Source organism: Bradyrhizobium sp. FW305-F6 (assembly GCF_058782905.1).
This window is the reverse complement of the sequence record NZ_JBYSYD010000001.1, coordinates 814,017-839,096: the sequence shown is the minus strand read 5'-3', so window position 1 is coordinate 839,096 and position 25,080 is coordinate 814,017. Positions and strand designations below refer to the sequence as shown.

25 protein-coding genes are annotated in these 25,080 nt (G+C 64.4%); 16 read left to right on the top strand and 9 right to left on the bottom strand.

Going from position 1 to position 25,080, the window contains the following annotated elements:
• The first annotated feature begins 195 nt into the window (after window positions 1-195).
• The 8 genes from AC3WLX_RS04140 (at window position 196) to AC3WLX_RS04105 (ending at window position 7,447) form a co-directional block, all read left to right on the top strand.
• Window positions 196-585 carry a very short patch repair endonuclease gene (locus AC3WLX_RS04140; RefSeq protein WP_492335911.1) on the top strand — a complete coding sequence of 130 codons (390 nt, stop codon included), beginning with the start codon at window positions 196-198 and terminating at the stop codon, window positions 583-585.
• Between the two features lie 282 nt (window positions 586-867).
• Window positions 868-1,623 (top strand): ABC transporter ATP-binding protein, encoded by a 756-nt coding sequence (locus tag AC3WLX_RS04135; protein WP_291627651.1) that lies wholly within the window; start codon window positions 868-870, stop codon window positions 1,621-1,623.
• Window positions 1,616-2,362, top strand: coding sequence for an ABC transporter ATP-binding protein (locus tag AC3WLX_RS04130; protein WP_291627653.1), 747 nt, complete (start codon window positions 1,616-1,618; stop codon window positions 2,360-2,362). The genes AC3WLX_RS04135 and AC3WLX_RS04130 overlap by 8 nt, the downstream gene beginning before the upstream one ends.
• Before the next feature lie 54 nt (window positions 2,363-2,416).
• A complete protein-coding gene (locus tag AC3WLX_RS04125) occupies window positions 2,417-3,637 on the top strand; it encodes an ABC transporter substrate-binding protein (protein WP_492334790.1) in 1,221 nt (406 codons plus the stop codon).
• Between the two features lie 75 nt (window positions 3,638-3,712).
• The gene (locus tag AC3WLX_RS04120) at window positions 3,713-4,576 is read left to right on the top strand and encodes a branched-chain amino acid ABC transporter permease (RefSeq protein WP_492334789.1); all 864 of its coding nucleotides are present in this window, start codon (window positions 3,713-3,715) and stop codon (window positions 4,574-4,576) included.
• A gap of 1 nt (window position 4,577) precedes the next feature.
• Entirely contained in the window at window positions 4,578-5,546 is a 969-nt protein-coding gene (locus tag AC3WLX_RS04115; protein ID WP_291627657.1) for a branched-chain amino acid ABC transporter permease, read from the top strand.
• A 156-nt stretch (window positions 5,547-5,702) separates the two neighbouring features.
• A complete protein-coding gene (locus tag AC3WLX_RS04110; protein WP_291627658.1) occupies window positions 5,703-6,347 on the top strand; it encodes a DUF47 domain-containing protein in 645 nt (214 codons plus the stop codon).
• 95 nt (window positions 6,348-6,442) lie between these two features.
• Entirely contained in the window at window positions 6,443-7,447 is a 1,005-nt protein-coding gene (locus AC3WLX_RS04105; RefSeq protein ID WP_492334788.1) for an inorganic phosphate transporter, read from the top strand.
• Here the strand turns inward: AC3WLX_RS04105 and sugE are convergent.
• Complete coding sequence (gene sugE / locus AC3WLX_RS04100) at window positions 7,440-7,754, bottom strand: quaternary ammonium compound efflux SMR transporter SugE (RefSeq protein WP_492334787.1); 315 nt, start codon at window positions 7,752-7,754, stop codon at window positions 7,440-7,442. The two genes, AC3WLX_RS04105 and sugE, sit on opposite strands and share 8 nt — an antisense overlap.
• A gap of 156 nt (window positions 7,755-7,910) precedes the next feature.
• Here sugE and AC3WLX_RS04095 point away from each other — a divergent pair, with 156 nt between their 5' ends.
• From AC3WLX_RS04095 to der, 7 genes are all read left to right on the top strand, one after another.
• On the top strand, window positions 7,911-9,533 hold the full coding sequence (locus AC3WLX_RS04095) for a peptide chain release factor 3 (RefSeq protein WP_492334786.1): 1,623 nt from the start codon (window positions 7,911-7,913) through the stop codon (window positions 9,531-9,533).
• 204 nt (window positions 9,534-9,737) lie between these two features.
• The gene (locus tag AC3WLX_RS04090; protein ID WP_291629595.1) at window positions 9,738-10,316 is read left to right on the top strand and encodes a UCP034077 family protein; all 579 of its coding nucleotides are present in this window, start codon (window positions 9,738-9,740) and stop codon (window positions 10,314-10,316) included.
• 70 nt (window positions 10,317-10,386) lie between these two features.
• Window positions 10,387-10,971: an NnrU family protein gene (locus AC3WLX_RS04085; protein WP_291629592.1), complete on the top strand. Its 585-nt coding sequence runs from the start codon at window positions 10,387-10,389 to the stop codon at window positions 10,969-10,971.
• Window positions 10,972-11,043: 72 nt separating this feature from the next.
• Window positions 11,044-12,636, top strand: a complete 1,593-nt coding sequence (locus AC3WLX_RS04080) for a class I adenylate-forming enzyme family protein (RefSeq protein WP_492334785.1) — start codon at window positions 11,044-11,046, stop codon at window positions 12,634-12,636.
• Window positions 12,637-12,802: 166 nt separating this feature from the next.
• The gene (locus AC3WLX_RS04075) at window positions 12,803-13,456 is read left to right on the top strand and encodes a tetratricopeptide repeat protein (RefSeq protein ID WP_492334784.1); all 654 of its coding nucleotides are present in this window, start codon (window positions 12,803-12,805) and stop codon (window positions 13,454-13,456) included.
• A gap of 32 nt (window positions 13,457-13,488) precedes the next feature.
• Window positions 13,489-14,034 (top strand): hypothetical protein, encoded by a 546-nt coding sequence (locus AC3WLX_RS04070; protein WP_492334783.1) that lies wholly within the window; start codon window positions 13,489-13,491, stop codon window positions 14,032-14,034.
• Between the two features lie 104 nt (window positions 14,035-14,138).
• On the top strand, window positions 14,139-15,521 hold the full coding sequence (gene der / locus AC3WLX_RS04065; protein ID WP_492334782.1) for a ribosome biogenesis GTPase Der: 1,383 nt from the start codon (window positions 14,139-14,141) through the stop codon (window positions 15,519-15,521).
• 244 nt (window positions 15,522-15,765) lie between these two features.
• Here the strand turns inward: der and AC3WLX_RS04060 are convergent, their stop codons facing one another.
• The 7 genes from AC3WLX_RS04060 to AC3WLX_RS04030 all read right to left on the bottom strand — a co-directional run bounded on the left by AC3WLX_RS04060 (window position 15,766) and on the right by AC3WLX_RS04030 (window position 23,232).
• A complete protein-coding gene (locus AC3WLX_RS04060; RefSeq protein ID WP_492334781.1) occupies window positions 15,766-16,992 on the bottom strand; it encodes an ABC transporter substrate-binding protein in 1,227 nt (408 codons plus the stop codon).
• A 248-nt stretch (window positions 16,993-17,240) separates the two neighbouring features.
• Window positions 17,241-17,981 carry an SDR family NAD(P)-dependent oxidoreductase gene (locus tag AC3WLX_RS04055; protein WP_492334780.1) on the bottom strand — a complete coding sequence of 247 codons (741 nt, stop codon included), beginning with the start codon at window positions 17,979-17,981 and terminating at the stop codon, window positions 17,241-17,243.
• Window positions 17,982-18,194: 213 nt separating this feature from the next.
• Window positions 18,195-19,718 (bottom strand): amidophosphoribosyltransferase, encoded by a 1,524-nt coding sequence (gene purF / locus AC3WLX_RS04050; protein ID WP_492334779.1) that lies wholly within the window; start codon window positions 19,716-19,718, stop codon window positions 18,195-18,197.
• Between the two features lie 27 nt (window positions 19,719-19,745).
• Window positions 19,746-20,375 carry a CvpA family protein gene (locus AC3WLX_RS04045; protein WP_291631165.1) on the bottom strand — a complete coding sequence of 210 codons (630 nt, stop codon included), beginning with the start codon at window positions 20,373-20,375 and terminating at the stop codon, window positions 19,746-19,748.
• A gap of 169 nt (window positions 20,376-20,544) precedes the next feature.
• Window positions 20,545-21,990 (bottom strand): DNA repair protein RadA, encoded by a 1,446-nt coding sequence (gene radA / locus AC3WLX_RS04040; RefSeq protein ID WP_291631164.1) that lies wholly within the window; start codon window positions 21,988-21,990, stop codon window positions 20,545-20,547.
• A 71-nt stretch (window positions 21,991-22,061) separates the two neighbouring features.
• The gene (locus AC3WLX_RS04035) at window positions 22,062-22,472 is read right to left on the bottom strand and encodes a hypothetical protein (protein ID WP_492334778.1); all 411 of its coding nucleotides are present in this window, start codon (window positions 22,470-22,472) and stop codon (window positions 22,062-22,064) included.
• Between the two features lie 40 nt (window positions 22,473-22,512).
• On the bottom strand, window positions 22,513-23,232 hold the full coding sequence (locus AC3WLX_RS04030; protein WP_291629427.1) for a sulfite exporter TauE/SafE family protein: 720 nt from the start codon (window positions 23,230-23,232) through the stop codon (window positions 22,513-22,515).
• A gap of 115 nt (window positions 23,233-23,347) precedes the next feature.
• Between AC3WLX_RS04030 and AC3WLX_RS04025 the strand changes: the two genes are divergently transcribed.
• Window positions 23,348-24,124 (top strand): potassium channel family protein, encoded by a 777-nt coding sequence (locus tag AC3WLX_RS04025; protein WP_492334777.1) that lies wholly within the window; start codon window positions 23,348-23,350, stop codon window positions 24,122-24,124.
• A gap of 172 nt (window positions 24,125-24,296) precedes the next feature.
• Here the strand turns inward: AC3WLX_RS04025 and AC3WLX_RS04020 are convergent, their stop codons facing one another.
• Window positions 24,297-25,067: an exodeoxyribonuclease III gene (locus AC3WLX_RS04020; protein ID WP_291629431.1), complete on the bottom strand. Its 771-nt coding sequence runs from the start codon at window positions 25,065-25,067 to the stop codon at window positions 24,297-24,299.
• Window positions 25,068-25,080: the final 13 nt, after the last annotated feature.

Below are 25,080 nucleotides of genomic sequence, written 5' to 3'. Positions count from 1 at the left end.
TCGCGGCGTTACGCGAAGCGAGAGAAATCATTATGAGCCAGGTTGTGCGATGAAGATGCCGAATCTTCTTGTGTCCTTACTCAGCAATCGCGCTGCACTCTGACGCAAAGTCTGTTAAGCTAAAAGCTCCATTTGCCGCAGACAGAGTCTGAGCTGTTGATAGATCAACCCGTCACGCCAGAGCGCAGTCGTCAGATGGCGCGAGTGCGCACGAAGCATACCGAGATCGAGATGAAAGTGCGGCGCTTGGTACATGGCATGGGATTTAGATTTCGGCTGCATGCTGCGGGTTTGCCGGGCACTCCTGACCTCATTTTTCGTTCGCGTAAAAAGGTGATTTTCGTCCATGGCTGCTTCTGGCATCACCACGCGGGATGCCGAAAGGGAAGCCTGCCTAAGACCCGGCGCTCGTTTTGGAGCGCCAAGTTGTCTAAGAATGTTTCGCGAGATTTGCGCATCTTGGCGGAGACAGAGGCGCTGGGTTGGCGGGCGCTTGTAGTTTGGGAATGCGAATTGGCGGATGTCGATCAGCTGGCCAGAAAGCTGAGACGGTTTTTGAACTTGTCTGTACGTAGCGAACGGTAGCGGATCTGATGCCTTCACGTGCAGCCCCCAGGCTTCATAGCTTGATAGCAGATTAGAACAAATAGTGAACAAGTCAAGCGTTGGCACGAGAGCTCTTTAGAGGGAATGGTGCCGCTGGATGCTTGGCGATTGGCTTCTCAAAGAATTGCCTAATCGTTGCGATGTCTGCCATATTCCCCTCGCGGGAGGCACCGTCGTAGAGAGACCGGTTGGCCTGCTGAAATACAAAGTGTAAGGAGAGCCCAGCGTCGCCATCGCGGCGCGGGCAGGGGGGAAATCTGTTTGGCCGATGAGTTCATTCTCGAAACGGAAGGCTTGACCAAGGAGTTCGCGGGCTTCTTCGCCGTCCGCGACGTTGCGCTCAAGGTTCGCCGTGGGAGCATTCATGCGTTGATCGGCCCGAACGGGGCCGGCAAGACGACCTGCTTCAACCTTTTGACCAAGTTTCTCAAGCCGTCAGCCGGGAAAATCCTGTACAAAGGTCAGGACATCACGGCGATGGCGCCGGCCGACGTTGCCCGCATGGGCCTGGTTCGTTCGTTCCAGATTTCGGCCGTGTTTCCGCATCTCACCGCGCTCGAGAACGTCCGCGTCGCGCTGCAGCGCCAGCACGGCTCGTCGTTCGACTTCTGGCGCTCCAAGTCCGTCCTCAACCGTTTCAACGATCGCGCGCGCGAACTGCTCAGCGATGTCGGCCTCAGCGAGTTTGCCGAGACGCCCGCCGTCGAGATGCCCTACGGGCGCAAACGCGCACTGGAGATCGCAACCACGCTCGCGCTCGACCCTGAGATGATGCTGCTGGACGAGCCGATGGCGGGCATGGGCCACGAGGACATCGACAAGATCGCGGCGCTGATCAAGCGCATCTCCGCGAAATACACCATCCTGATGGTCGAGCATAATCTGAGCGTCGTGGCCAACCTCTCCGACATCATCACCGTGCTGACGCGCGGGCAGGTGCTCGCGCAGGGCCATTACTCCGAGCTCACCAAGGACGAGCGCGTCAAGGAAGCCTATCTGGGAGCCGGTCATGGCTGACACTGCGATCGCCGAGGCTCCGGCCAAGGCTGCTGCCGGCGGGAACATCCTGCAAGTCCGCAATCTCGAAGCGTGGTATGGCGAGTCTCACATCCTGCACGGGATCAACTTCGACGTGAACGCGGGCGAGGTCGTCACCCTGCTCGGGCGCAACGGCGCGGGCAAGACGACCACGCTGAAGTCGATCATGGGCATCATCGGCAAGCGCACCGGCTCGGTGAAGTTCAACGACCAGGAGATCATCCGCGCAACCTCGGACAGGATCGCGCGCATGGGCATCGCCTTCTGCCCGGAGGAGCGGGGAATATTCGCCAGCCTCGACGTGCGGGAGAATCTGATGCTGCCGCCGGTGGTCCGCGCGGGCGGATTGCCGCTCGAGCAGATCTTCGAGCTGTTTCCGAACCTGAAGGAGCGGCTGAACAGCCAGGGCACCAAGCTGTCGGGCGGCGAGCAGCAGATGCTCGCGATCGCGCGGATCCTGCGTACCGGCGCGAGCTTCCTGATGCTGGACGAGCCGACCGAGGGCCTTGCGCCCGTCATCATCCAGCAGATCGGCCACACCATCGCGCGGCTCAAGAAAGAGGGCTTCACGATCCTCCTGGTCGAGCAGAACTTCCGCTTCGCCTCGACCGTGGCCGACCGATACTATGTGGTCGAGCACGGCAAGATCATTGACGGGTTTTCCAATTCGGAGCTTGCCGCCAACATGGACAAGCTGCACACCTATCTTGGTGTGTAGCCGTGCAGGCGGACGATTGAGAGTATCCATTAAAGCGATATTGGGAGGCGGATTATGAGACACGGCATTTCGGCAATGTTGCTTGGGACGGCCCTGGCGCTCGGCGCGGCAGGCGGCGCGGTCGCGCAGGACAAGAACATCAAGATCGGCGTGCTGACCGACAATTCGGGACTTTATGCCGACCTCGGTGGCGCTGGCTCGACCGTCGCCGCACAGATGGCGATCGAGGATTCCGGGCTCGCTGCCAAGGGCTGGAAGCTCGACCTGATCTCCGCCGACCATCAGAACAAGCCCGACATCGCCTCCACGATCGCTCGGCAATGGATCGACGTCGAGAAGGTCGACATCTTCATGGATGTCCTGAACTCCGGCGTCGCGCTGGCGGTGAACAACCTCGTCAAAGAGAAGAATTCCATCCTGATCAACACGGGTGCGGCGACGTCGGATCTCACCAATGCGCAATGCTCGCCGAACACGGTCCATTGGGTCTATGATACCTATATGCTCGCCAACAGCACCGGGCAGGCGCTGGTGAAGGCGGGCGGCGACACCTGGTATTTCCTCACCGCGGACTACGCCTTTGGCCACGCCCTCGAGCGCGACACCGCTGCGGTCGTGGTGAAGTCGGGCGGCAAGGTGATCGGGAACGTCAAGCATCCCCTGAATACTGCCGACTTCTCGTCGTTCCTGCTGCAGGCGCAGGCCTCTAAGGCCAAGATCATCGGCATGGCCAATGCCGGCGGCGACACCACCAACACCATCAAGCAGGCCGCCGAGTTCGGCATCGTTTCGGGCGGCCAGAAGCTTGCGGGCCTGCTGCTCTTCATCACCGACGTGCACTCGCTCGGTCTGAAGGTGGCGCAGGGCCTGAACTTCACCGAGACCTTCTATTGGGACATGAACGACGGCACGCGCGCGTTCTCCAAGCGCTTCTCCGAGCGCATGAAGAACAAGGCGATGCCCTCGATGGTGCAGGCCGGCGTCTATTCGGGCCTGCTGCATTATTTCAAGGCGCTGGAGGCGATGGGCGGCAATCCTCATGACGGGGCCAAGGTGGTCGCCAAGATGAAGGAGATGCCGACGGATGACGCGCTGTTCGGCAAGGGAACGATCCGCGTGGACGGTCGCAAGCTCCATCCCGCCTATCTGTTCGAGGTCAAGAAGCCCGAGGAATCCAAGGGGCCCTGGGATTACTACAAGCTGATCGGCACGACGCCCGGCGACCAGGCCTTCCGGCCGCTGTCGGAAAGCGCCTGTCCGCTGGTGAAGAAGTAACGTTGAACGATGCAGGCCGGCGCGCGACGGCACCGGCCTGTTTTTGAGGAATAGAAGGGACCGGGTGCGGGATCGATGCAGGCTCTCTACGCTCAGCTACTGGTGGGACTGATCAACGGCTCGTTCTACGCGCTGCTCAGTCTCGGGCTAGCCGTGATCTTCGGCATGCTCAACATCATCAATTTCGCCCATGGCGCGCTCTACATGATGGGCGCCTTCGTCGCCTATTTCCTGTTGAACCTCGGCGGCATCAACTACTGGTGGGCGCTGTTGCTGGCGCCCATCATCGTCGGCGTCTTCGGCATGATCCTGGAGCGGACCATGCTGCAATGGCTGACCGGGCTGGATCACCTCTATGGCCTGCTGCTGACCTTCGGCATCGCGCTGATCGTCCAGGGCGTGTTCCAGAACTATTTCGGCTCCTCCGGCCTGCCTTACGCGATTCCGGACCAACTCAAGGGCGGCATGAATCTCGGCTTCATGTTCCTGCCGATCTACCGCGGCTGGGTCGTGGTGTTCTCGCTGGTGGTGTGTCTTGCCACCTGGTTCCTGATCGAGAAGACGCAGCTCGGTGCCTATCTGCGTGCCGCCACCGAAAACCCGACCTTGGTGCGCGCTTTCGGCATCAACGTTCCGCGCATGATCACGCTCACTTACGGGCTCGGCGTCGGCCTCGCCGCGCTCGCCGGCGTGCTTTCGGCGCCGATCAACCAGGTGCGGCCGCTGATGGGCGCCGACCTTATCATCGTCGTGTTCGCGGTGGTCGTGATCGGCGGCATGGGTTCGATCATGGGCTCCATCATCACCGGCTTCGCGCTCGGGGTGATCGAGGGCCTGACCAAATATTTCTACCCCGAGGCCTCCAACACCGTCGTGTTCGTGCTGATGGTGCTGGTGCTCTTGGTGAAGCCAACGGGATTGACGGGAAGGGCGGCCTGAGATGACAACCCTGACGGACGACACGCTGCCGGCAGCCCCGCGCGCGGTGCGCGACGAGATGATCGTGTTCTTGCTGATGGCGCTGCTGCTGGCCGCGGTACCTTTCACCGGCGTCTACCCATTCTTCGTGATGCAGGCGCTCTGCTTCGCGCTGCTCGCCTGCGCCTTCAATCTCTTGATCGGCTATGGCGGCCTGTTGTCGTTCGGCCATGCGATGTTCTTGGGGACCGCCGGCTATTGCAGCGCGCATGCGCTGAAGGTCTGGGCGCTTCCGCCCGAGCTCGGCATTCTCGTCGGCATCGCCGCGGCCTTCGTGCTCTCGATCATCACGGGCTACATCTCGATCCGCCGCCAGGGCATCTATTTCTCGATGATCACGCTGGCGCTGTCGCAGCTCCTGTACTTCATCTACCTCCAGGCGCCGTTCACCCACGGCGAGGACGGTATCCAGGGCATACCCCAAGGTCTGATGTTCGGCGTCCTTGATCTCTCCAAGCCCACGGTGCTGTACTATGTGGTGCTGGCTGGCTTCCTCGCCGGCTTCCTCCTGATCTTCCGCATCATCAACTCGCCGTTCGGCGAAGTCCTGAAGGCGATCCGCGAGAACGAGCCGCGGGCGATCTCGCTCGGCTACCGCACCGACCAGTACAAGTTCCTTGCCTTCGTCCTGTCAGGCACGCTGGCCGGCTTTGCCGGCTCGCTGAAAGTGTTCGTGGCACAGAACGCCTCGCTTACCGACGTGCACTGGACGATGTCGGGCGAGGTCGTGCTGATGACGCTGGTCGGCGGTCTCGGAACCATTTTCGGTCCCGTGGTGGGCGCCTTCGTGATCATCGCCATGCAGCAATATCTGGCGGGCTTCGGCCAGTGGGTGACGGTGATCCAGGGCGCGATCTTCGTGATCTGCGTGCTCACTTTCCGCCGCGGCGTCGTCGGAGAAATCGCGCATTACTTCCGGCGGTCGCTTTAAGTAGCTGATTTACAATCGGATTGGCGGCCATCTGAAAGCGGTGGATGACCCGGCTCCGCGGGCATGAGATGACACGCGCGCGGATCGTAAATGGTCTATGACAGTTTTGTGACGGCCCCTTGGGGCCTGGCCATTTCCAACCGGTAGCCTATCCCCATGATGCGATGGTTTCGTGCGTTCCTGCCCAGGGAAGAGCGGTTCTTCGACCTGTTTGACCGGCATGCCCAGACCGTGATCCAGGGCGCGATTGCGCTCCAGGGCGTGCTCAACGGAGGCGAGGAGACGCCGGTTTACTGCCAGCGCGTCAACCAGTTCGAGAACGACGCCGACAACATCACCCGGGAGGTGCTCACGGCGGTGCGCCGCACCTTCATCACCCCGTTCGACCGCGGCGACATCAAGAACCTCATCACGTCGCTGGATGATGCCATCGACCAGATGCAGCAGACGGCCAAGGCCGTCATGCTGTTCGAGGTCCGCAGCTTCGAGCCGCCCATGCGCGAGATCGGCGGGCTCTTGATCGAATGCGCCAATCTGGTCGGGCGCGCGCTGCCGTTGATGCAGTCGATCGGCCCGAACGTCGCCATGCTCACGGCCATCACCGAAGAACTCGGCAAGCTGGAGGGACGGGTGGACGACCTCCACGACATCGGGCTGAAGGAGCTGTTCCTCAAGCATCGCGAGGGCAATGCGATGGACTTCATCGTCGGCGCCGAGATCTACGACCATCTCGAAAAGGTCGCCGACCGCTTCGACGACGTCGCCAACGAGATCAACAGCATCGTCATCGAGCAGGTTTAGCGCATGATCCGGAAAAGTGTGCAGCGGTTTTCCTTCGCGACAAACGCAAGACGCGTTTGCGCGGAGATCATGCGCCAACTTTGAGGCTGGCCGCCGTGGATGCTGCGCTGGGTCTTCCCATCCTGGTCGGCTTGATCGCCGTCGCGCTGCTGTTCGACTTCCTGAACGGCCTGCACGACGCCGCCAATTCGATCGCGACCATCGTCTCGACCCGCGTGCTGCGGCCGCAATACGCGGTGTTCTGGGCCGCTTTCTTCAATTTCATCGCCTTCCTGGTGTTCGGCCTGCACGTCGCCCAGACCATCGGCACCGGCATCATCGATCCCGCGGTCGTCGACGCGCAGGTGATCTTTGCCGCGCTCGTCGGTGCCATTGTCTGGAACCTCGTGACCTGGGCGCTGGGCATCCCGTCCTCGTCCTCGCACGCGCTGATCGGCGGCCTCGTCGGCGGCGGCCTGGCCAAGGCGGGCATTTCCGCGGCCGTATGGAGCGGCCTGTCCAAGACGGTGCTGGCCATCGTGCTCTCGCCCCTCGTCGGCTTCCTGCTCGCGATGATGCTGGTGGCGATCGTGTCTTGGGCCTCGGTGCGCTCGACGCCGTTCGCGGTCGATCGCGCCTTCCGCATCCTGCAATTCGCCTCCGCCTCGCTTTATTCGCTCGGCCACGGCGGCAACGACGCGCAGAAGACCATGGGCATCATCGCGGTGCTGCTCTATTCGCAGGGCCATCTCGGCAGCGAGTTTTCGGTGCCGTTCTGGGTGGTGCTGTCCTGCCAAGCAGCGATGGCGCTGGGCACGTTGATGGGGGGCTGGCGCATCGTCCGCACCATGGGCCTGCGCATCACGAAATTGACGCCGATGCAGGGCTTTTGCGCCGAGACGGGGGGCGCCGCGACCCTGTTCATGGCCACCTATCTCGGGGTTCCCGTTTCGACCACCCACACCATCACCGGTGCCATCGTCGGCGTCGGGGCCGCCCGCCGCGTCTCCGCGGTGCGCTGGAACGTCGCCAGCTCCATCGTCTACGCCTGGGTGATCACCATCCCGGCCTCGGCCATCGTCGCAGCGCTGACCTGGTGGGCGGTCGAGATCTTCAAGTGACGAGCTTCAGCCCGATGATGCCTGCAACGATCAGCCCAATGCTGGCAAGCCGGAGCGCGGTGGCCGGCTCGCCGAACAGGACCATGCCGAGCGTCGCGGTGCCGACCGCCCCGATGCCGGTCCAGACTGCATAGGCGGTTCCAACGGGCAGTGATTTGAGCGCAAGTCCGAGCAGGATGACGCTGCCGGCCATGGCCGCGAGCGTGACCACGGATGGCACCAGCTTGCTGAAGCCCTCGGTGTATTTCAGCCCGATGGCCCAGACGATCTCGAGAAGACCGGCAACGAACAGGATGCTCCAGGCCATGACGACCCTCCATTCATGGCAGGGTCGTCCCCGCGGCTGCTGTGCTGATGGCGGGGAGGCCGTCCTCCCCAAAGCCGATATGGGGCTGGCCGGACGCCTCCGCAATCACCAAATGAGGCTTGATCAGGCCCGTTTTCCCTGCCACACGCTCCCGCCATGTCCGACATCGCCGCCAATACCGCCGAATCGCCGGCCCGTTCCCCGCTTGCCGCCGAAGTGGCGCGGCGGCGGACCTTTGCGATCATCTCCCATCCTGACGCCGGCAAGACCACGCTGACCGAGAAGCTGCTGCTGTTCGGCGGCGCGATCAATCTCGCCGGCCAGGTCAAGGCCAAGGGCGAGCGGCGCAACACCCGCTCGGACTGGATGAAGATCGAGCGCGAGCGCGGCATCTCGGTCGTGACGTCGGTGATGACCTTCGAATTCGAAGGCCTCGTCTTCAACCTCCTGGACACGCCGGGCCACGAGGACTTTTCGGAAGACACCTATCGCACGCTCACCGCGGTCGATTCGGCGGTGATGGTGATCGACGCCGCCAAGGGCATCGAGGCGCGCACCCGCAAGCTGTTCGAGGTCTGCCGCCTGCGCGACATCCCGATCATCACCTTCATCAACAAGATGGACCGCGAGAGCCGCGACGTGTTCGAGCTGCTCGACGAGATCGAGAAGACGCTGGCGCTAGATACCACGCCGATGACCTGGCCGGTCGGCCGCGGCCGCGACTTCCTCGGCACCTATGACGTCGTCAATGGCGGCGTGCGCCTGCTCGAAGGCGGCGGCGCCAAGACCGGCGCGGCCCAGCAGATCGCGATCGAGGAGCTGGCCAAGCTCAACGCCAATCTCGACGTCTCCGCGGTGAAGGACGAGCTCGAGCTGGTCACCGAGGCCTCGAAGCCGTTCGAGCTCGAAGCCTTCCGCGAAGGCCATCTGACGCCGGTCTATTTCGGCAGCGCGCTGCGCAATTTCGGCGTTGGCGACCTCCTGGAAGGGCTCGGAAAGTTCGCGCCCGAGCCGCGCGCGCAGGACAGCGACCAACGCAAGGTCGAGGCCACCGATCCGCGCATGAGCGCCTTCGTGTTCAAGATCCAGGCCAACATGGATCCGAACCACCGCGACCGCATCGCCTTTGCGCGGCTCTGCTCCGGCAAGCTCAGCCGCGGCATGAAGGCCAAGCTGGTGCGCACCGGCAAGAGCATGCCGCTGTCGAGCCCGCAATTCTTCTTCGCGCAGGATCGTTCGGTGGCGGACGAGGCTTTCGCGGGCGACGTCGTCGGCATCCCCAACCACGGCACGCTGCGGATCGGCGACACGCTGACCGAAGGCGAGGATTTCAACTTCGTGGGCGTGCCGAGCTTCGCGCCGGAAATCGTCCGCCGCGTCCGTCTCACCGACGCGATGAAGGCGAAGAAGCTGAAGGAAGCGCTGCAGCAGATGTCGGAGGAGGGCGTGGTGCAGGTGTTCCGCCCGCGCGACGGCGCCCCGGCACTCGTCGGCGTGGTCGGCGCTCTGCAGCTCGACGTGTTGAAGGCGCGGCTGGAGGCGGAATATTCGCTCCCGGTCGAGTTCGAGGTCAGCGAGTTCCAGCTGGCGCGCTGGGTTTCCTCTGACGACCGCAAGAAGCTCGACACCTTCATCGCCGCTAATACCTCCAGCATCGCGGACGACGTCGACGGCGATCCCGTCTATCTCGCCCGGAATGAGTTCTATCTCGGCTACACCAAGGAACGTGCCGAGGGCATCGAGTTCAGCAACGTCAAGGACGTCAAGAAGAAGGGGTAGGGGCGGGCGATCCGCCGGCTCCACGCTCCGCCGTCATTCCCCGCGAAGGCGGGGAATCCAGTACGCCGCAGCCCATCGATTCAATCATTGCCGTCACGGAGTACTGGGTCGCCCGGTCAAGCCGGGCGACGACACCGGGGTTAAACGCGCGCATGTGAACGCGTCTAGGCTTGACGTGTCCATTCGCGATACCACGTTCGCATGATGTGGCGCAGCATTCTCGTCATCCTCATGCTGGCGATCTCGACCGCCGCCGCTGCCGACGCGCGACCCCGCCAGATCAATCCGATTCCGTTCTCGCACGAGCCGTGCAGCGTACTCGACGGCGAGCCCTGCACGCCGTCCTACTGCAGCCCGCTGGAGCCCGGCCCCTGCATCCCGGAGATTGACTATCCTTACGGCCAGAATCTCCAGCTCACGATCCAGAGCGTTCCCTCCGAAGCCGATCGCGCCAAATACCAAAAGCCCGATCACGATCTCGACACGATCGGTGACCTCTTCGCCGCGCTGCGCAGCTGCTGGTCGCCGCCAACGGACCATGCGCGTGCGGGCATGCAGATGTCGGTGCGATTCAGCTTCAACAAGGCGGGTGGCCTGATCGGCCCGCCGCGCCTGACCTTCGCGACGCCCGGCGTCCCCGCCGAAACCCGAACCACTTACCTCAACGCGATCAATTCATCGTTGAAGGCGTGTCTGCCGCTGAAATTCACCGGCGGACTCGGTGGCGCGCTGGCAGGGCGCCCCATCGCGATCCGCTATGTCGACAATCGCGAGCTCAAGTAGCGCATCAGTTGCGACCCGCGGCCAATCGATGATACCTCAGAGGCGGGGGCTGCTTTGCGGGGAGGATGTCGTGGGTCTGCTGGTGATGATCCTGGGGCTGGTGCTGTTTTTCGGGGCCCATGTTTTCACGACGAGGCGCGACGCGCGCGCGCAGGCCATCGCGAGGATGGGTGAGGGGACCTACAAGATCCTCTACTCGCTGGTCTCGCTGGCCGGGCTCGCGCTGATCATCTGGGGCTATGCCCACTACCGAGCCACCGGCTGGATCGATGTCTGGTATCCGCCGAAGGCGATGAAGCACATCACGCTCGCACTGATGCTCCCCGCGGTGATCCTGGTCGTGGCGTCCTATCTGCGCGGCCGCATCTACGCGACGCTGAAGCATCCGATGCTCGCCGGCGTCAAGCTGTGGGCGGCGGCGCATCTGCTCGCCAATGGCGATCTCGGCTCCATCATCCTGTTCGGCTCGTTCCTGGGCTGGGCGGTGTTTGATCGCATCACGCTCAAGCGTCGCAATGACGGCGGAGCGCCGCCGATACCGGTCGGGGGCGTCAGCAACGATCTGATCGCGGTCGCGGTCGGCGTCGTCGCTTATCTCGCGCTGGCCTTCGCGTTCCATCCGGTCGTGATCGGCGTTCCCGTGATCGGGGTCTAGCCAATCAGCGCAAGACGGTGCCGTGTGACCGTGCGGGGAAGATAACAAGAGCAACAAGCCGAGGGCCCTTCGATGGACTGGTCGCAATCTCAGATCCCGCCGATGCGGCTGGAGACGCGCTTCGGCGACCGGGTGGTGCCGGCATTTTCGGATCGGCCCGCGAACCTTTGGGCGATGATCGCGGAGGCGCGCGATCGCAACCCGGATGGCGAGGCGCTGATCGCAGGCCATGTCCGCCTGAGCTGGCGGCAGGCGATAGAGCAGGCCGCGCGGATCGCGGCGGGCTTTCGCAAGCTCGGCCTTGCGCGCGGCGACCGCGTCGCGATCCTGCTCGGCAACCGCATCGAGTTTCCGCTGCTGCTGTTTGCCGCCGCACATGAGGGGCTCGTCACGGTCCTGCTCAGCACGCGACAGCAGAAGCCGGAGATCGCCTATGTGCTTGCTGATTGCGGCGCCAAAATCCTGATCCACGAGGCCGCGCTGGCCGAGCGGCTGCCCAATGCGCAGGACGTGCCCGATCTGGTCCACCGCATCGCCATCGATAACGATCCGGTCCGGTCGCGCTTCTCCGCGCTTGCCGACAATGCCCCGGCGCCCGCGCCGGTCGAAGTGAGTGAAGAGGACACCGCGATGATCCTCTACACCTCCGGCACCACGGGCAAGCCGAAGGGCGCGATGCTGGCCCATTGCAACATCGTCCATTCCTCGATGGTGTTCGTGTCCTGCCTGCAATTGACCGACATGGATCGCTCGATCGCGGCGGTGCCGCTCGGCCACGTCACCGGCGTCGTCGCCAACATCACGACCATGATCCGCTGCGGCGGCGCGTTGATCATCATGCCCGAGTTCAAGGCCGCCGATTATCTCAAGCTCGCCGCGCGCGAGCGCGTCACCTACACGGTGATGGTGCCGGCGATGTACAATCTCTGCCTGCTCCAGCCCGATTTCGACGGCTACGATTTGTCGAGCTGGCGCATCGGCGGTTTCGGCGGCGCGCCGATGCCGGTCGCGACCATCGAGAAGCTCAAGGCCAAGATCCCCGGCCTGAAGCTGATGAACTGCTACGGCGCGACCGAGACGACCTCGCCCTCCACCATCATGCCGGGCGAGCTGACCGAGCGCCACATCGACAGCGTCGGCCTGCCCTGTCCGGGCGCGCGCATCGTCGCGATGGGGCCTGGCGGGCGCGAGCTGCTACCTGGCGAGATCGGCGAGCTCTGGATCCAGAGCGCCTCCGTCATCAAGGGCTATTGGAACAACCCGAAGGCCACCGCCGAAAGCTTCACGGGCGGATTCTGGCACTCCGGCGATCTCGGCTCGGTCGATGCGGACGGTTTTGTCCGCGTGTTCGACCGGCAGAAGGACATGATCAATCGCGGCGGGCTGAAGATCTATTCGGCCGAGGTCGAATCGGTGCTCGCGGGCCACCCCGCCGTGGTCGAGAGCGCGATCATCGCCAAGGCCTGCCCGGTGCTCGGCGAGCGCGTCCACGCCGTGGTGGTGACGCGCGGCGCGGTCGCGGACATCGAGCTGCGAGCCTGGTGCGCCGAGCGGCTGTCCGACTACAAGGTTCCCGAGACCCTCGCGATCACGGCAGACCCGTTGCCGCGCAACGCCAACGGCAAGGTGCTGAAGCGGCAGCTGCGGGAGCTGCTCGGAAGCTGAGCCGGCCAGGCGCGTCCGGGCTCTCCCGGGTGGTTAACGCCTTGATCGGGCTCGCTTTGCCTTGCCACCGCCATATCGTTAGGGTACCTCGCCGCCACACGGGGGACGGGATTCCTGACGCGAATGCTTCGGCGCGCGCACCCGGACGGGCATGGGATTAGCATAAGTGTCTGAATTATTTAATGAAGTCGACGAGGAAGTACGTCGCGAACAGCTCAAAAAGCTGTGGGAGAAGTATTCGATCTACTTCATCGCCCTGATGGTGCTGGTCGTGGCCGGCGTCGCCGGCTGGCGCGGCTATCAATATCTGGAAGGCAAGAAGGCCGCCGAGGCGGGCGCCGCGTTCGAGAAGGCCGTCGAGCTGTCGGAGCAAGACAAGCACGCCGACGCCGAGAAGGCCTTTGCCGAGCTCGCGGCCAAGGCGCCGTCCGGCTATCGCACCCTGGCGCGGCTGCGTGCTGCGGCCGAGGCCGCCAGCCGCGATCCGGCCGCCGCCGCGAAGATGTATGACGAGATTTCCGCCGATCGCAGCGTGGGCGGCGAGTGGCAGGATCTGGCCAGGCTCCGTGCCGCGGGCCTCGTGCTCGACAGCGCCAGCTATGCCGACATGCAGCAGCGGCTGGAGCCCTCCGCCGCGCCGAAATCGACCTTCCGGCACAGCGCCCGCGAGATGCTGGCGTTGTCGGCCTGGCGCAACAACGACATGACCGCAGCCCGCAAATGGCTCGACGCGATTGGCGAGGACAACGAAACGCCGCCCGGCCTGCGTTCGCGCGCCGAGGCGCTACAGGCCCTGCTGCCGCCCGTCGCCAAGAGCTGACGACGGTTCTCTGACGTAAACGAGACACCACGATGCGCCGCACGCCACGCTTGATCGCAGCCGCCGTCCTGATCGCCTTCACGGGCGTGCTGGGCGGCTGCTCCAGCTTCGATCCAAGCGACATGCTCGACTTCCTCGACACCAAGAAGAAGCTGCCGGGCGACCGCAAGCCGGTGTTCCCGGAAGGCGTGCCCGGCCTCGAGCAGGGCGTGCCCAGGGACCTGTACAAGGGCGCGCAGCAGCAGCCCGACCCGAACGCGCCCGCCGTCGCGGCTCTTCCCGCCGAGCCGCCGCCGGAGCCGGCCAGGCCGGCGAAGGGGGCCAAAGCGGCGAAGTCGCGTCAGCCGGTCGCCGCCGCGCCGACCGAGGCGCCCGCCGGCGAAGTCGACGGCGAAGCGCAGCCGGAGGCCGCCCCAGCCACGGCCGCTCCGCCGCCCAAGCACAAGATCGTCCGCAGGCGCACCACCGCGCCGCCGCCGGATCAGCCCGTCCAGCAGTCGCAGCCGGCCCAGCCCGCGCAGCAGCAAACTCAGAGCGCCTTCCCGGCGCCGCTGCCGAGCGGCAGCTTTTCGCGCTAAAGCATGATCCGGAAAAGTGTGAAGCGGTTTTCCGAAAAGATCATGCTCAAACTAATATTCCCATTGCATTGACAGGCGCAGCCCCGGCAGCGCACGAATGACCGATGTCCTTCACGATCGCCATCATCGGCCGGCCCAATGTCGGCAAATCGACGCTGTTCAACCGCCTGGTTGGGCAGAAGCTCGCGCTGGTCGATGACCTGCCGGGCGTCACCCGCGACCGCCGCGAGGGCGAGGCGAGGCTCGGCGATCTCCATTTCACCATCGTCGATACCGCCGGCCTCGACGAGGGCGCCAAGGGCTCGCTGACGGCGCGCATGCAGGAGCAGACCGAGACGGCGATCGCGCAGGCCGACGCGCTGTTCTTCGTCGTCGACGCCCGCATCGGCCTCACGCCGACCGACCGCGCCTTTGCCGATTTCGCCCGCAAGGCCAACAAGCCGGTGCTGCTGGTCGCCAACAAGAGCGAAGGCAAGCACGGCGATGCCGGCGCAATGGAAGCGTTCGCACTCGGCCTCGGAGATCCCATCCAGATTTCGGCCGAGCATGGCGAGGGCATGGGCGAGCTCTATGATGCGCTGGCCAGGCTGATGCCCGAGCCGGTCGACGAGGATGAGGACGAGGACGACGCCGAGCTTTCCGAGGAAGAGGCAGCCAGGCGTCCGATCCGGGTCGCGATCGTCGGCCGGCCCAACGCCGGCAAGTCGACGCTGATCAACCACCTTCTCGGCGAGGAGCGCCTGCTGACGAGCCCTGAGGCCGGCACCACGCGCGACTCCATCGCGGTCGAGATCAACTGGAAGGGCCGTGATTTCCGCGTGTTCGACACCGCGGGCCTGCGCCGGCGCTCGCGGATCGAGGAGAAGCTGGAGAAGCTCTCGGTCGCGGACGCGCTACGCGCGGTGCGCTTTGCCGAAGTCGTCGTGATGATGATGGACACGCAGAACCGCTTCGAGGAACAGGATCTGCGCATCGCCGACCTGATCGAGCGCGAGGGCCGCGCCATCGTGCTCGCCGTCAACAAATGGGACCTGATGGAGACCAAGGGCGGCGGCGCGATTTCGGGCCTGCGCCGCGATGCCGACCATTGGCTGCCGCAGCTCAAGGGCGTGGCGATCGTCGCCGTCTCCGGCCTGATGGGCGAGGGCATCGACCGCCTGATGCAGGCGATCCAGGACGCCTATGCGGTCTGGAACAGGCGCGTGCCGACGGCCGCGCTCAATCGCTGGTTCGAGCAGGCGGTCCAGGCCAATCCGCCGCCCGCCGTTTCGGGCCGCAGGCTGAAGCTGAACTACATTACCCAGACCAAGGCGCGCCCGCCGAGCTTCGTGCTGTTTTGCTCGCGCGCCGACGCGGTGCCGCAGTCATACTTGCGCTATCTCACCAACTCGATGCGCGAGACCTTCGAGCTGCCGGGCACGCCGGTGCGCATCACGCTGCGTGAAAAGGCCAATCCCTTCGCGCACAAGCGCAAGCGGCCGTCGTGACCGACGGCGCCGTGCCGATCGCAATGCGGATGCTGCCCGCGACGAAGCCAGTCGCGTAGGGTGGGCAAAGGCGCAAAGCGCCGTGCCCACGATCTGTCCTTGATGCGAAGAAGTGGTGGGCACGCTTACGCCTTCGCTCTTCGAGCTACGGCGCATGCTTTGCCCACCCTACGACGGTGGAGAATGCCGATCGAGACCCCGGGTGATGCTCGCGCACCATCCCGGGAGGATGACCGCTACGCGGTCACTTCTTCACCAGCGGGCAGTCGCTGTCCTTGAGCGGCTTGGCAGCGTCTTCCGCCGAGATCGTGGCGATCTGCTTGTAATAGTCCCACGGTCCCTTCGATTCCTCGGGCTTCTTCACCTCGAACAGGTAGGCGGGGATGAGACGGCGGCCGTCCTGGCGCAGCGGGCCGTTGCCGAACAGCGGATCGTCGGTCGGCAATTCCTTCATCTTGGCGACGACCTTGGCGCCGTCACGCGGATTGCCGCCGAGCGCTTCCATCGCTTTCAGATAGTGCAGCACCATCGCGTAATTGCCGGCCTGAGTCATCGAGGGCATCGCGTTCTTGCTGGCAAGCTTCGAAAAGCGCTTCGACCATTCGCGGGTCTTGTCGTTCATGTCCCAGTAGAACGATTCGGTGAAGGTCAGACCCTGAGCAGTCTTGAGGCCGAGTGAGTGGACATCGTTGATGAACAGCAGCAGCGCGGCAAGCTTCTGGCCGGCTGAGACGATGCCGAATTCGGCCGCCTGCTTGATCGAATTGGTGGTGTCGCCGCCGGCGTTGGCAAGGCCGACGACCTTGGACTTGGACGACTGGGCCTGCAGCAGGAAGGACGAGAAGTCCGCGGTGTTGATCGGATGCTTGACGCTGCCGAGCACCTTGCCGCCGTTGGCGGTCACCACCGCCGTGGTGTCGCGTTCCAGCGCGTGGCCGAAGGCATAATCGGCGGTCAGGAAGAACCAGGTGTCGCCGCCGGCCTTGGTCAGCGCCTTGCCGGTGCCGTTGGCCAGCATGTAGGTGTCATAGGTATAGGAGACCGTGTTCGGCGTGCAGGCCTTGCCGGTCAGGTCGGCGGAGGCGGCGCCGGAATTCAGCAGCACCGCGTTCTTTTCCTTGACGAGATTGCTGACCGCAAGAGCGACGCCAGAGTTCGGCGTGTCCGCGATCGCGTCGACCTTCTCGTTGTCGATCCACTGCCGGGCGATGTTGACACCGACGTCCGGCTTGTTCTGGTGGTCGCCGCTGATGACGTCGATCTTCCAGCCCTTCGCGAGCAAGCCGGAATCCTCGACCGCCATCTTGATCGCGACCACCGAGTTCGGGCCGCCGATGTCGGCATAAAGGCTCGACATGTCGTTGAGCACGCCGATCTTGACGGTCTTGTCCTGCGCGTAGGCGGATGTGGCAAAACCGAAGGCGGCACAGGCCAGAAGGGCCGCGGAGCGGCGGGCGAACGTCGTCGTCATGAAAGATTTCCTCCATTGTCAAATATGCGGACGGCTCTCTTGGACGGAGCCTTTGTTCCGGCTGATGGCTCTAGCCTGTCCCACGGCCGGCGGCAATGCATCTAAAGCCTGATGACGCTGCGTCGTAGCGTCATCCGGCGGTTAACTTTTGGTCAAAATGCGTTGAGTCGCTATCTCTGCGCGTCCCATGTGGGTCGATGCGCTGACCAGCGTCGACCCCCGCGGTAAGGGCGTTACCTCGGGCGTCATCAGGCGGGCGCGCGGAAGCTCATCAGGCTGCGGGTCTTGTAATCGTAGAACTTGCCGGTCTCGGCCCAGTCAGGCGCGCACATCGGCACGATGAATTCGGCGACCTGTTCGGGCGTGTCGAGCGTCGCGGGATCCTCGCCGGGCATCAGCGTGGCGCGCATGCGGGTGCGGACCGGGCCGGGGTTGAACAGGTTGACGCGCAGCTTGGTATTCGCGGTCTCCTGCGCCCAGGCGCGGGCCAGCGTCTCCAGTGCGGCCTTGGAGGCCGCGTAGGGGCTGACATAGGCGGTCGCCTTGTTGGCGGCGCCCGAGGTGATGAACACGGCGCGGCCGGCATCGGACTGCCTGAGCAGCGGCTCCATGCAGCGGATCAGCTGGAAGTTCGCGGAGACGTTCACCGCCATCACGTCGTTGAAGGTCTTGAGCTCGATATGGCCGATCGGGGAGGACGGTCCGAGCACGCCGGCATTGCCGACGAAGATGTCGAGCTTGCCGTAGCGCTCGTGCAGGCCGGCCCCTAACCGCGCGATGCCGTCGAAATCGGTGAGGTTGAGCGGCACCAGAGTGGCGCTGCCGCCGTCTTTCCGGATCTTGTCGTCGAGCTCTTCCAGCCCGCCTTGCGTCCGCGCCGTCGCAACGATATGCGCGCCGGCCTTGGCGAGCGCGATTGCGGTGGCATAGCCGATGCCGCGGGAGGCGCCGGTGACGAGAGCGATACGGTCGGCGAGGGGTTTTGTCATCGTCGAATACTTCCGTCATGCCCGGGCTCGTCCCGGGCATCCACGTTCTTTGCGGCGGGTATTACAGACGTGGATGGCCGGGACAAGCCCCACATGCACCTGTCATTCCGGGATGGTGCGAAGCACCAGACCCGGAATCTCGAGATCCTCAGGCGCGCAAACTGCGCGCCATAGTTCGATGCTTCGCATCGCCCCGGGATGACGCCTTCGGTGTCAGCTCGCCTCGGCCAGCAACGACAGCTGCCGCGGCTGCGGCTCGGTCTGGGTCTGGTCGGTGAGGTGGGTCGGATAGGCCCCCGTGAAGCAATGGTCCGAGAACTTCGGATTGGCGGGGTCGCGGCCGGGCTCGCCCATGGCGCGGTACATGCCGTCGATCGACAGGAAGGCGAGCGAGTCGGCGCCGATGATCTCGCGCATTTCTTCCAGCGAATGCGTCGCGGCGAGAAGGCCGCCGCGGTCGGGCAGGTCGATGCCATAATAATCGGGATAGAGGATCGGAGGCGAAGCGAGACGGAAATGCACTTCCTTGGCGCCGGCATCGCGCATCATGCGCACGATCTTCTTCGAGGTGGTGCCGCGCACCAGCGAATCGTCGATCAGGATGATGCGCTTGCCTTCGATCGCGGCGCGGTTGGCCGAATGCTTCATGCGCACGCCGGATTCGCGGATCGCCTGCGTCGGCTGGATGAAGGTGCGGCCGACATAGTGATTGCGGATGATGCCGAGCTCGAACGGCACGCCGGAGAACTGGCTGTAGCCGACCGCGGCGGGCACGCCGGAATCCGGCACCGGCACCACGACGTCGACCGGCACGTGGCTTTCGCGCGCGAGCTGCGCGCCAAAATTCTTGCGCACCTCGTAGACCGAGCGGCCGTGGACGATGGAATCCGGACGAGAAAAGTAGATGTATTCGAAGATGCAGGGGCGCGGTGCCATCGGCGGGAAAGGCTTGTGGATGTCCTGGCCGTTCTCGTCGAACACGATGACCTCGCCCGGCTCGATGTCGCGCACGAAGCGCGCGCCGATGATGTCGAGCGCGCAGGTTTCTGAGGTCAGGATCGGGCAGCCATCGAGCTCGCCGAGCACGAGCGGACGGATGCCGCGCGGATCGCGCGCGCCGACCAGCTTCTTGTTGGTGAGCGAGACCAGCGCATAGGCGCCCTCGATCTCGCGCAACGCGTCGATGTAGCGCTCGATGAAGCGGGCGCGCTTGGAGCGCGCGACCAGGTGCAGGATCACTTCGGTGTCGGTGGTCGACTGCATCATTGCGCCGTGCTTGACGAGCTCGCGGCGCAGCGTCAGGCCGTTGGTGAGGTTGCCGTTGTGGGCGACCGCGAGGCCCCCGGCATTGAGCTCGGCGAACAGCGGCTGCACGTTGCGCAGGATGGTGGCGCCGGTGGTGGAGTAGCGGACATGGCCGACCGCGACATTGCCGGGCAGGCGGTCGATCACCTCGCGGCGTGAGAAGGTGTCGCCGACGAGGCCGAGGCGGCGTTCGGAGTGGAAGCGGCTGCCGTCGTAGGAGACGATGCCGGCGGCTTCCTGGCCGCGGTGCTGCAGGGCGTGAAGGCCGAGTGCGGTGATCGCGGCCGCGTTGGGGTGGCCGTAGATGCCGAAGACGCCGCACTCCTCGCGCAGCGTATCCCCTTCGAGATCGTCCTGTAGTTCGAGCGCGGCAGGGCCCGAACCGGCCCTTGGATCGAGATCAAGCTCGGCGTCCTGGTCAGGGTGTCGCATCTCGTCCGCGCCTTTCTTTGGGGCCAATCAACGCGCCGCAGGTTTCTCGATCAGCTTCTTCATGCCGTCACGAGCAGTTTTGCTGTATCCGTCGCCACTGCCCGAAGGCTGCTGCTCGGATTCAGCTTGATCATCATCTGGTTTGTTTTTCTTGAATCTCTTCAAGATGGTGTTCTCGGGGTCGTCAGGCAAGAGGGCCATCAGCCAATCCCCGGTTCCCTGGAGCACGACGCGGGACTTGGCCCCGCTGACCCAATCCGGCCGCTGCTTGTCCGGCACCAGCCAGGTGAAGAACAGGAACGCGACGACCACGATCAAAAGCCCGCGAGCCAGCCCGAACAGGAAGCCGAGGGTGCGATCTAGCGCGCCGATGCGCGAATCCAGGATCATGTCGGAGATCCGCACCGTGATCACGGAAACCACGACGAGCGTACCAATGAACACGCCGGCCACGACGACGACGGCCGCGACCGTGTCGTTGTTGAAGTAGGTCTTCGCCGTCGGCAGCAGCTTCGAGAACGAGTAGAGCGTCACGATTGCCGCGGCGCCCCAGGCAGCGATGGAGAGGATTTCGCGCATGAAGCCGCGGACCATGGCAAGCAGGCCCGAGATCAGCATCACACCGAGCAGGATGAGGTCGAGGATGGTTACTGGCATCGGCTGGTCGGGTCCGCTCGTCCTCTCGAAGGTGCTCTAGCCGAATCGGTGCTTGGCCGCTGCCCTAAAAGAGGGGCAGACGGCGTTCCCGGCAAGGCCGCAACCACGCAATCCCATGCTGCTTTTATGACGGCTGTATAGCGGCGGGCGCCCCTCGCGTCACCTGCGCCTAGCCCTCTCCGCGGCGGAATCTTGCCGGTGTGGCATTTTTTTCTGCCGGTGCGTTCGATTCGCCCCGGCGGGAGCCGCGGGCGGCGATCTCGGCTACCAACGTCGTGAGGCTGTTCACCGCATTCAGCGACAATCCGGCATCGCCGCCGGTTTCCCCGCGCGCCGATTCGGGCAGCACGGCGCGCTGGAAACCGAGTTTTGCCGCTTCCTTGAGCCGTGCCGGTGTTTGCGCCACCGGGCGCACCACGCCCGAGAGCGAGATCTCGCCGAAATAGACCGCATCGGTCGGTAACTGCGCATTAACCAGGGACGACACCAGCGCCGCGGCAGCGGCAAGGTCCGCGGCTGGTTCGTGGATGCGCAAGCCGCCGGCGACGTTCAGGTAGACGTCATGACCGGACAGCTTGACGCCGCAATGGGCCTCAAGCACCGCCAGCACCATCGAGAGTCGGCTCGGGTCCCAACCGACCACCGCGCGGCGCGGGGTGCCGAGCGAGGTCGGCGCCACCAGCGCCTGCAATTCGACCAGAACGGGCCTTGTACCTTCGATGCCCGCAAAGACTGCGGTGCCGGGCGTGCCGAGATCGCGCTCGGACAGGAACAGCTCGGAAGGGTTGGTGACCTCGCGCAGGCCGAGGCCCGTCATCTCGAACACGCCGATCTCGTCGGTCGGGCCGAAACGGTTCTTCACGGCGCGCAGGATGCGGAATTGCTGCGAGCCTTCGCCCTCGAACGACATCACCGCGTCGACCATGTGCTCGACCACGCGGGGGCCTGCGATCTGGCCGTCCTTGGTGACATGGCCGACCAGGATGATGGCGGCCCCGGTCTTCTTGGCGAAGCGGATCAGCGCCTGCGCCGATGCGCGCACCTGCGTCACCGTGCCGGGCGCCGATTCCACGGTGTCGGTCCACATGGTCTGGATCGAGTCGATCACGATCAGCCTGGGAACTGCGCCCTCCGACAGCGTCGAGACGATGTCCTCGACGGAGGTTTCGGCGGCCAGCTGCACCGGCGCATCCGACAGCCCGAGCCGCTCGGCACGCAGGCGCACCTGCGCGACCGCTTCTTCGCCCGAGATGTAGACGACGCGATGGCCGGCGCGCGCCAACAGGCTGGTTGCCTGCGTCAGCAGCGTCGACTTGCCGATGCCGGGATCGCCGCCGACCAGCAGCACCGAGCCGCGCACGAAACCGCCGCCGGTGACGCGGTCGAGCTCGCTCATTCCCGAGGACAACCGCGGCGCGTCCGGGCTCTTGCCGGAAAGGCTCTCCAGCGCGAACGTCCGCCCCTTGCGCTTGGAGCGGATCGAGACCGGCACGCTGCCGCTGGTGTCTTCTTCCGCCAGCGTATTCCACTCGCCGCAGGACTCGCATTTGCCCTGCCAGCGATTATAGGCCGCGCCGCAGTTCTGGCAGACGAAGGAGAGGGTGCTCTTGGCCATCGAATGTTTGAGTCGTTGCCCGGTTCGGGGTGCTTAGCACGATCAGAGGTGGGGGTGCGAAGCGTTCCGCGCTACCGCGCTTTCGGCAGTTCGTCCTTGCGCTTGCAGAGCAGGTATGGCTTCCCGTCGATCTTGATTTTGCCGTTCGCGCCCGGCGCCAGCCTGATCGTGACCTTGCTGCCGTTCGTGCCCTTGTTGTAGTCGTCCCAGAACTCGAAACAGGTGGCGGACAGCACGAGGCCGTCGCCGGCCGGCGTCTGGCGGTCAATGCGGCAATGGTTCTCGTAGCGATCGACCAGCGGGGCCGGCTTGCCTTTGATGACGTTGTCGAGGTCGATCATCGTCTTGCTGTCCGGGCCGTCACTGTCGCGGCAATCCTTCTTGGTCGAGGCCCACAGGCCGTCGAACGGCTGCGCGCCGAATGCCGGCTGCATCGCGAAGAGGGCGATGCCGGTGGCGGCGATCATGGCAACGGTGCGCATGCAGAGGTCCTTTACCGGGCGGATGTTGCGGAGGGCCGCATCAGAACGCATTGAACAGCATCGTCAAGCCTGCCGCCAGCATGATGCCGTCCATCAGCAGCCGAAACACCTCCGGCTTCAAGTGCAGCACGAATCGCTTGGCGATGAAGGCGCCAAGCATCAGCGACGAGCCCGCGATCAATCCCTTCAGGGCGACGTCGGCGGTCAGCGCCCCGAAGCGTTCGAACGTCACCGATTTGCTGAGGTAAAGCCCCAGCGACGAGGCCGCCTCGGTGGCGAGGAAGGCGCCCTTGGACAGGCCATAGAACAGGAACAGCGGCACGCTGAGCGGGCCCGTCGAGACCACGATGCCGGTGAGATAGCCGATCACCGCACCGCCGACGGCGAGGTGCCAGAGGTTGGCCTTGAGGTCGTGCCGCGCCAGGATGTGCCGCACTGGCACCATCGCGATCAGGAACAGGCCGATGGCAAGATCGACCGCGTGCGAGGGCAAGGCGAGCAGGGTCCGGGCGCCGAGCGCCGCGGCCGGAATGCCCGTGACCGAATAGGCCGCGCAAGCCCGCCAGTCGACCTCGCGCCACCACGCCAGGATCCGCGAGAAGTTCGCCATGACGGAGGCCACCGCCATGATCGGCACGGCTTCCTTCGGGCCATAGGCATAGACCAGCACCGGCATCAGCATGATCGACGAGCCGGTGCCGACGATGCCTGAGATGGTGCCGGCGACGAGGCCGACGCTGAGGACGAAGAGAAAGGCCAACACAATCTCCACGAATCGAGAGAGTTTAGCCGTAAGGAGGCCTATGGCGATCGATCCCAGGCGAGGAAACCCCATCGAACTTGCCATCGTCCATGCAAACCGTGATCATGATGCCGTGACCTTCGCGTCCCTGAGAAGCAATGTCCGCCGCCTTTACGAGGGCGCAACGCCGGACGGCGTGCGCTTCCGCTATGGGCTGCTCGCCTTCGATGTCGTGACGGTGTTGTTCATCATCGCGACCTCGTTCCTGCCGCCCAATGACATCGTTGAGACGCTCGACGTCGTGTTCGGCATGATATTGCTTGTCGACTTCTCGGCCCGGCTCCTGGTCGATCGGCATCCGTTGCAAAAATTCACCAAGCTTGCGACCTGGGCTGACATGGTTGCGATCGTATCCTTCCTGGCGCCGCTTGCCGGCGAGCCGGGCGGCTTTCTCCGGATCCTGCGGACGTTGGGGCTGCTGCGCGACTACCAGATGCTGGTGCGATTGCGCCTCGATTCTCCGTTCTTTCGTCGCAACGAGGACGTTATCTTCGCGGTCACGAACCTCGCCGTGTTCATCTTCGTCATGACCGGTCTCGTTTACGAGACCCAGAAGTTTCGCAACGATGATATCCGGAACTATGCCGATGCCCTGTATTTCACGGTTACGGCGCTGACGACGACCGGCTTTGGCGACATTACCCTGAAGGGTACGTTCGGTCGCCTGATCACCGTCGTGATCATGATTTTCGGCGTTACCCTATTCTTCAATCTCGCCCGCGCGCTGCTCAGTCCCCACAAAGTGCGGTTTCCATGCCCGACCTGCGGGCTCCAAAGGCACGATGCCGACGCGGTGCATTGCAAGGCCTGCGGCACCGTCCTCAATATTCCCGATGAAGGGGCGATCTGAAGAGCCCTCGGCGCGGCGATTTGGACGCCGTCGATGGTGACGTCATGCCGGTGTTTTGCCCGACGGATCAACCATGATTTCGGGTTACCCGTAAGTCATTGAGGGCACAAGGGGTCGGCTACTGTGCATGGGGTTGTTTTTCAAGTTTTTGTCGCGCGGCGGCTGGTGAGCATCACCGTAGCACCACCCAGGCCGGCGCGTGGTCGCTGGCGCCGTCCTCGCCTCGGATGTTCTTGTCGACGCCGGCCTTGGCCAGGCGCGGTGCGAGAGCAGGGCTGAGCAGGAGATGGTCGAGCCGCAGGCCTGCATCGCGCGGCCAGCGGTTCCGCTTGTAGTCCCAGAACGTGTAGATGCGCTTTTGCGGGTGCAGCTCGCGGATCGCGTCACACCAGCCCTGCTTGACCAGCGCGGCGTAGGCGGCGCGGCTCCTGGGCTGGACCAGCGCATCCTTGTCCCATGACCGCGTCGGATAAATGTCGATCTCGGTTGGCGCGACATTGTAGTCGCCGGCGAGCACCACCGGCAGGTCCTGCTTGATGAAGGTTTTGGCGTGGCGCCTCAGCCGCGCGAACCAGTCGAGCTTGTAGTCGAATTTGGGTCCCGGTTGCGGATTGCCGTTGGGAAGATAGATGCTGGTGACGATGATGCCGCGCACGGCGGCCTCGATGTAGCGGGCTTCGAGATCGCCGGGCTTTCCCGGCAGGCGGTCGCGGGTGAGAATGGGATCAGCGCCGCGGGCGAGGATGGCGACGCCGTTCCACGTCCTTTGTCCACACCACACCGCGCCGTAGCCGGCCTTTTCGATCGCGGCTGCCGGAAATTCGCCATCACTTGCCTTCAACTCCTGAAGCGCGACGACATCGGGCTTCGCCACGCGCATCCATGCCAACAGATTGGGCAGGCGGCGGTTGACGTTGTTGATGTTGAACGTCGCGATCTTCATGTAGAGCTACCGG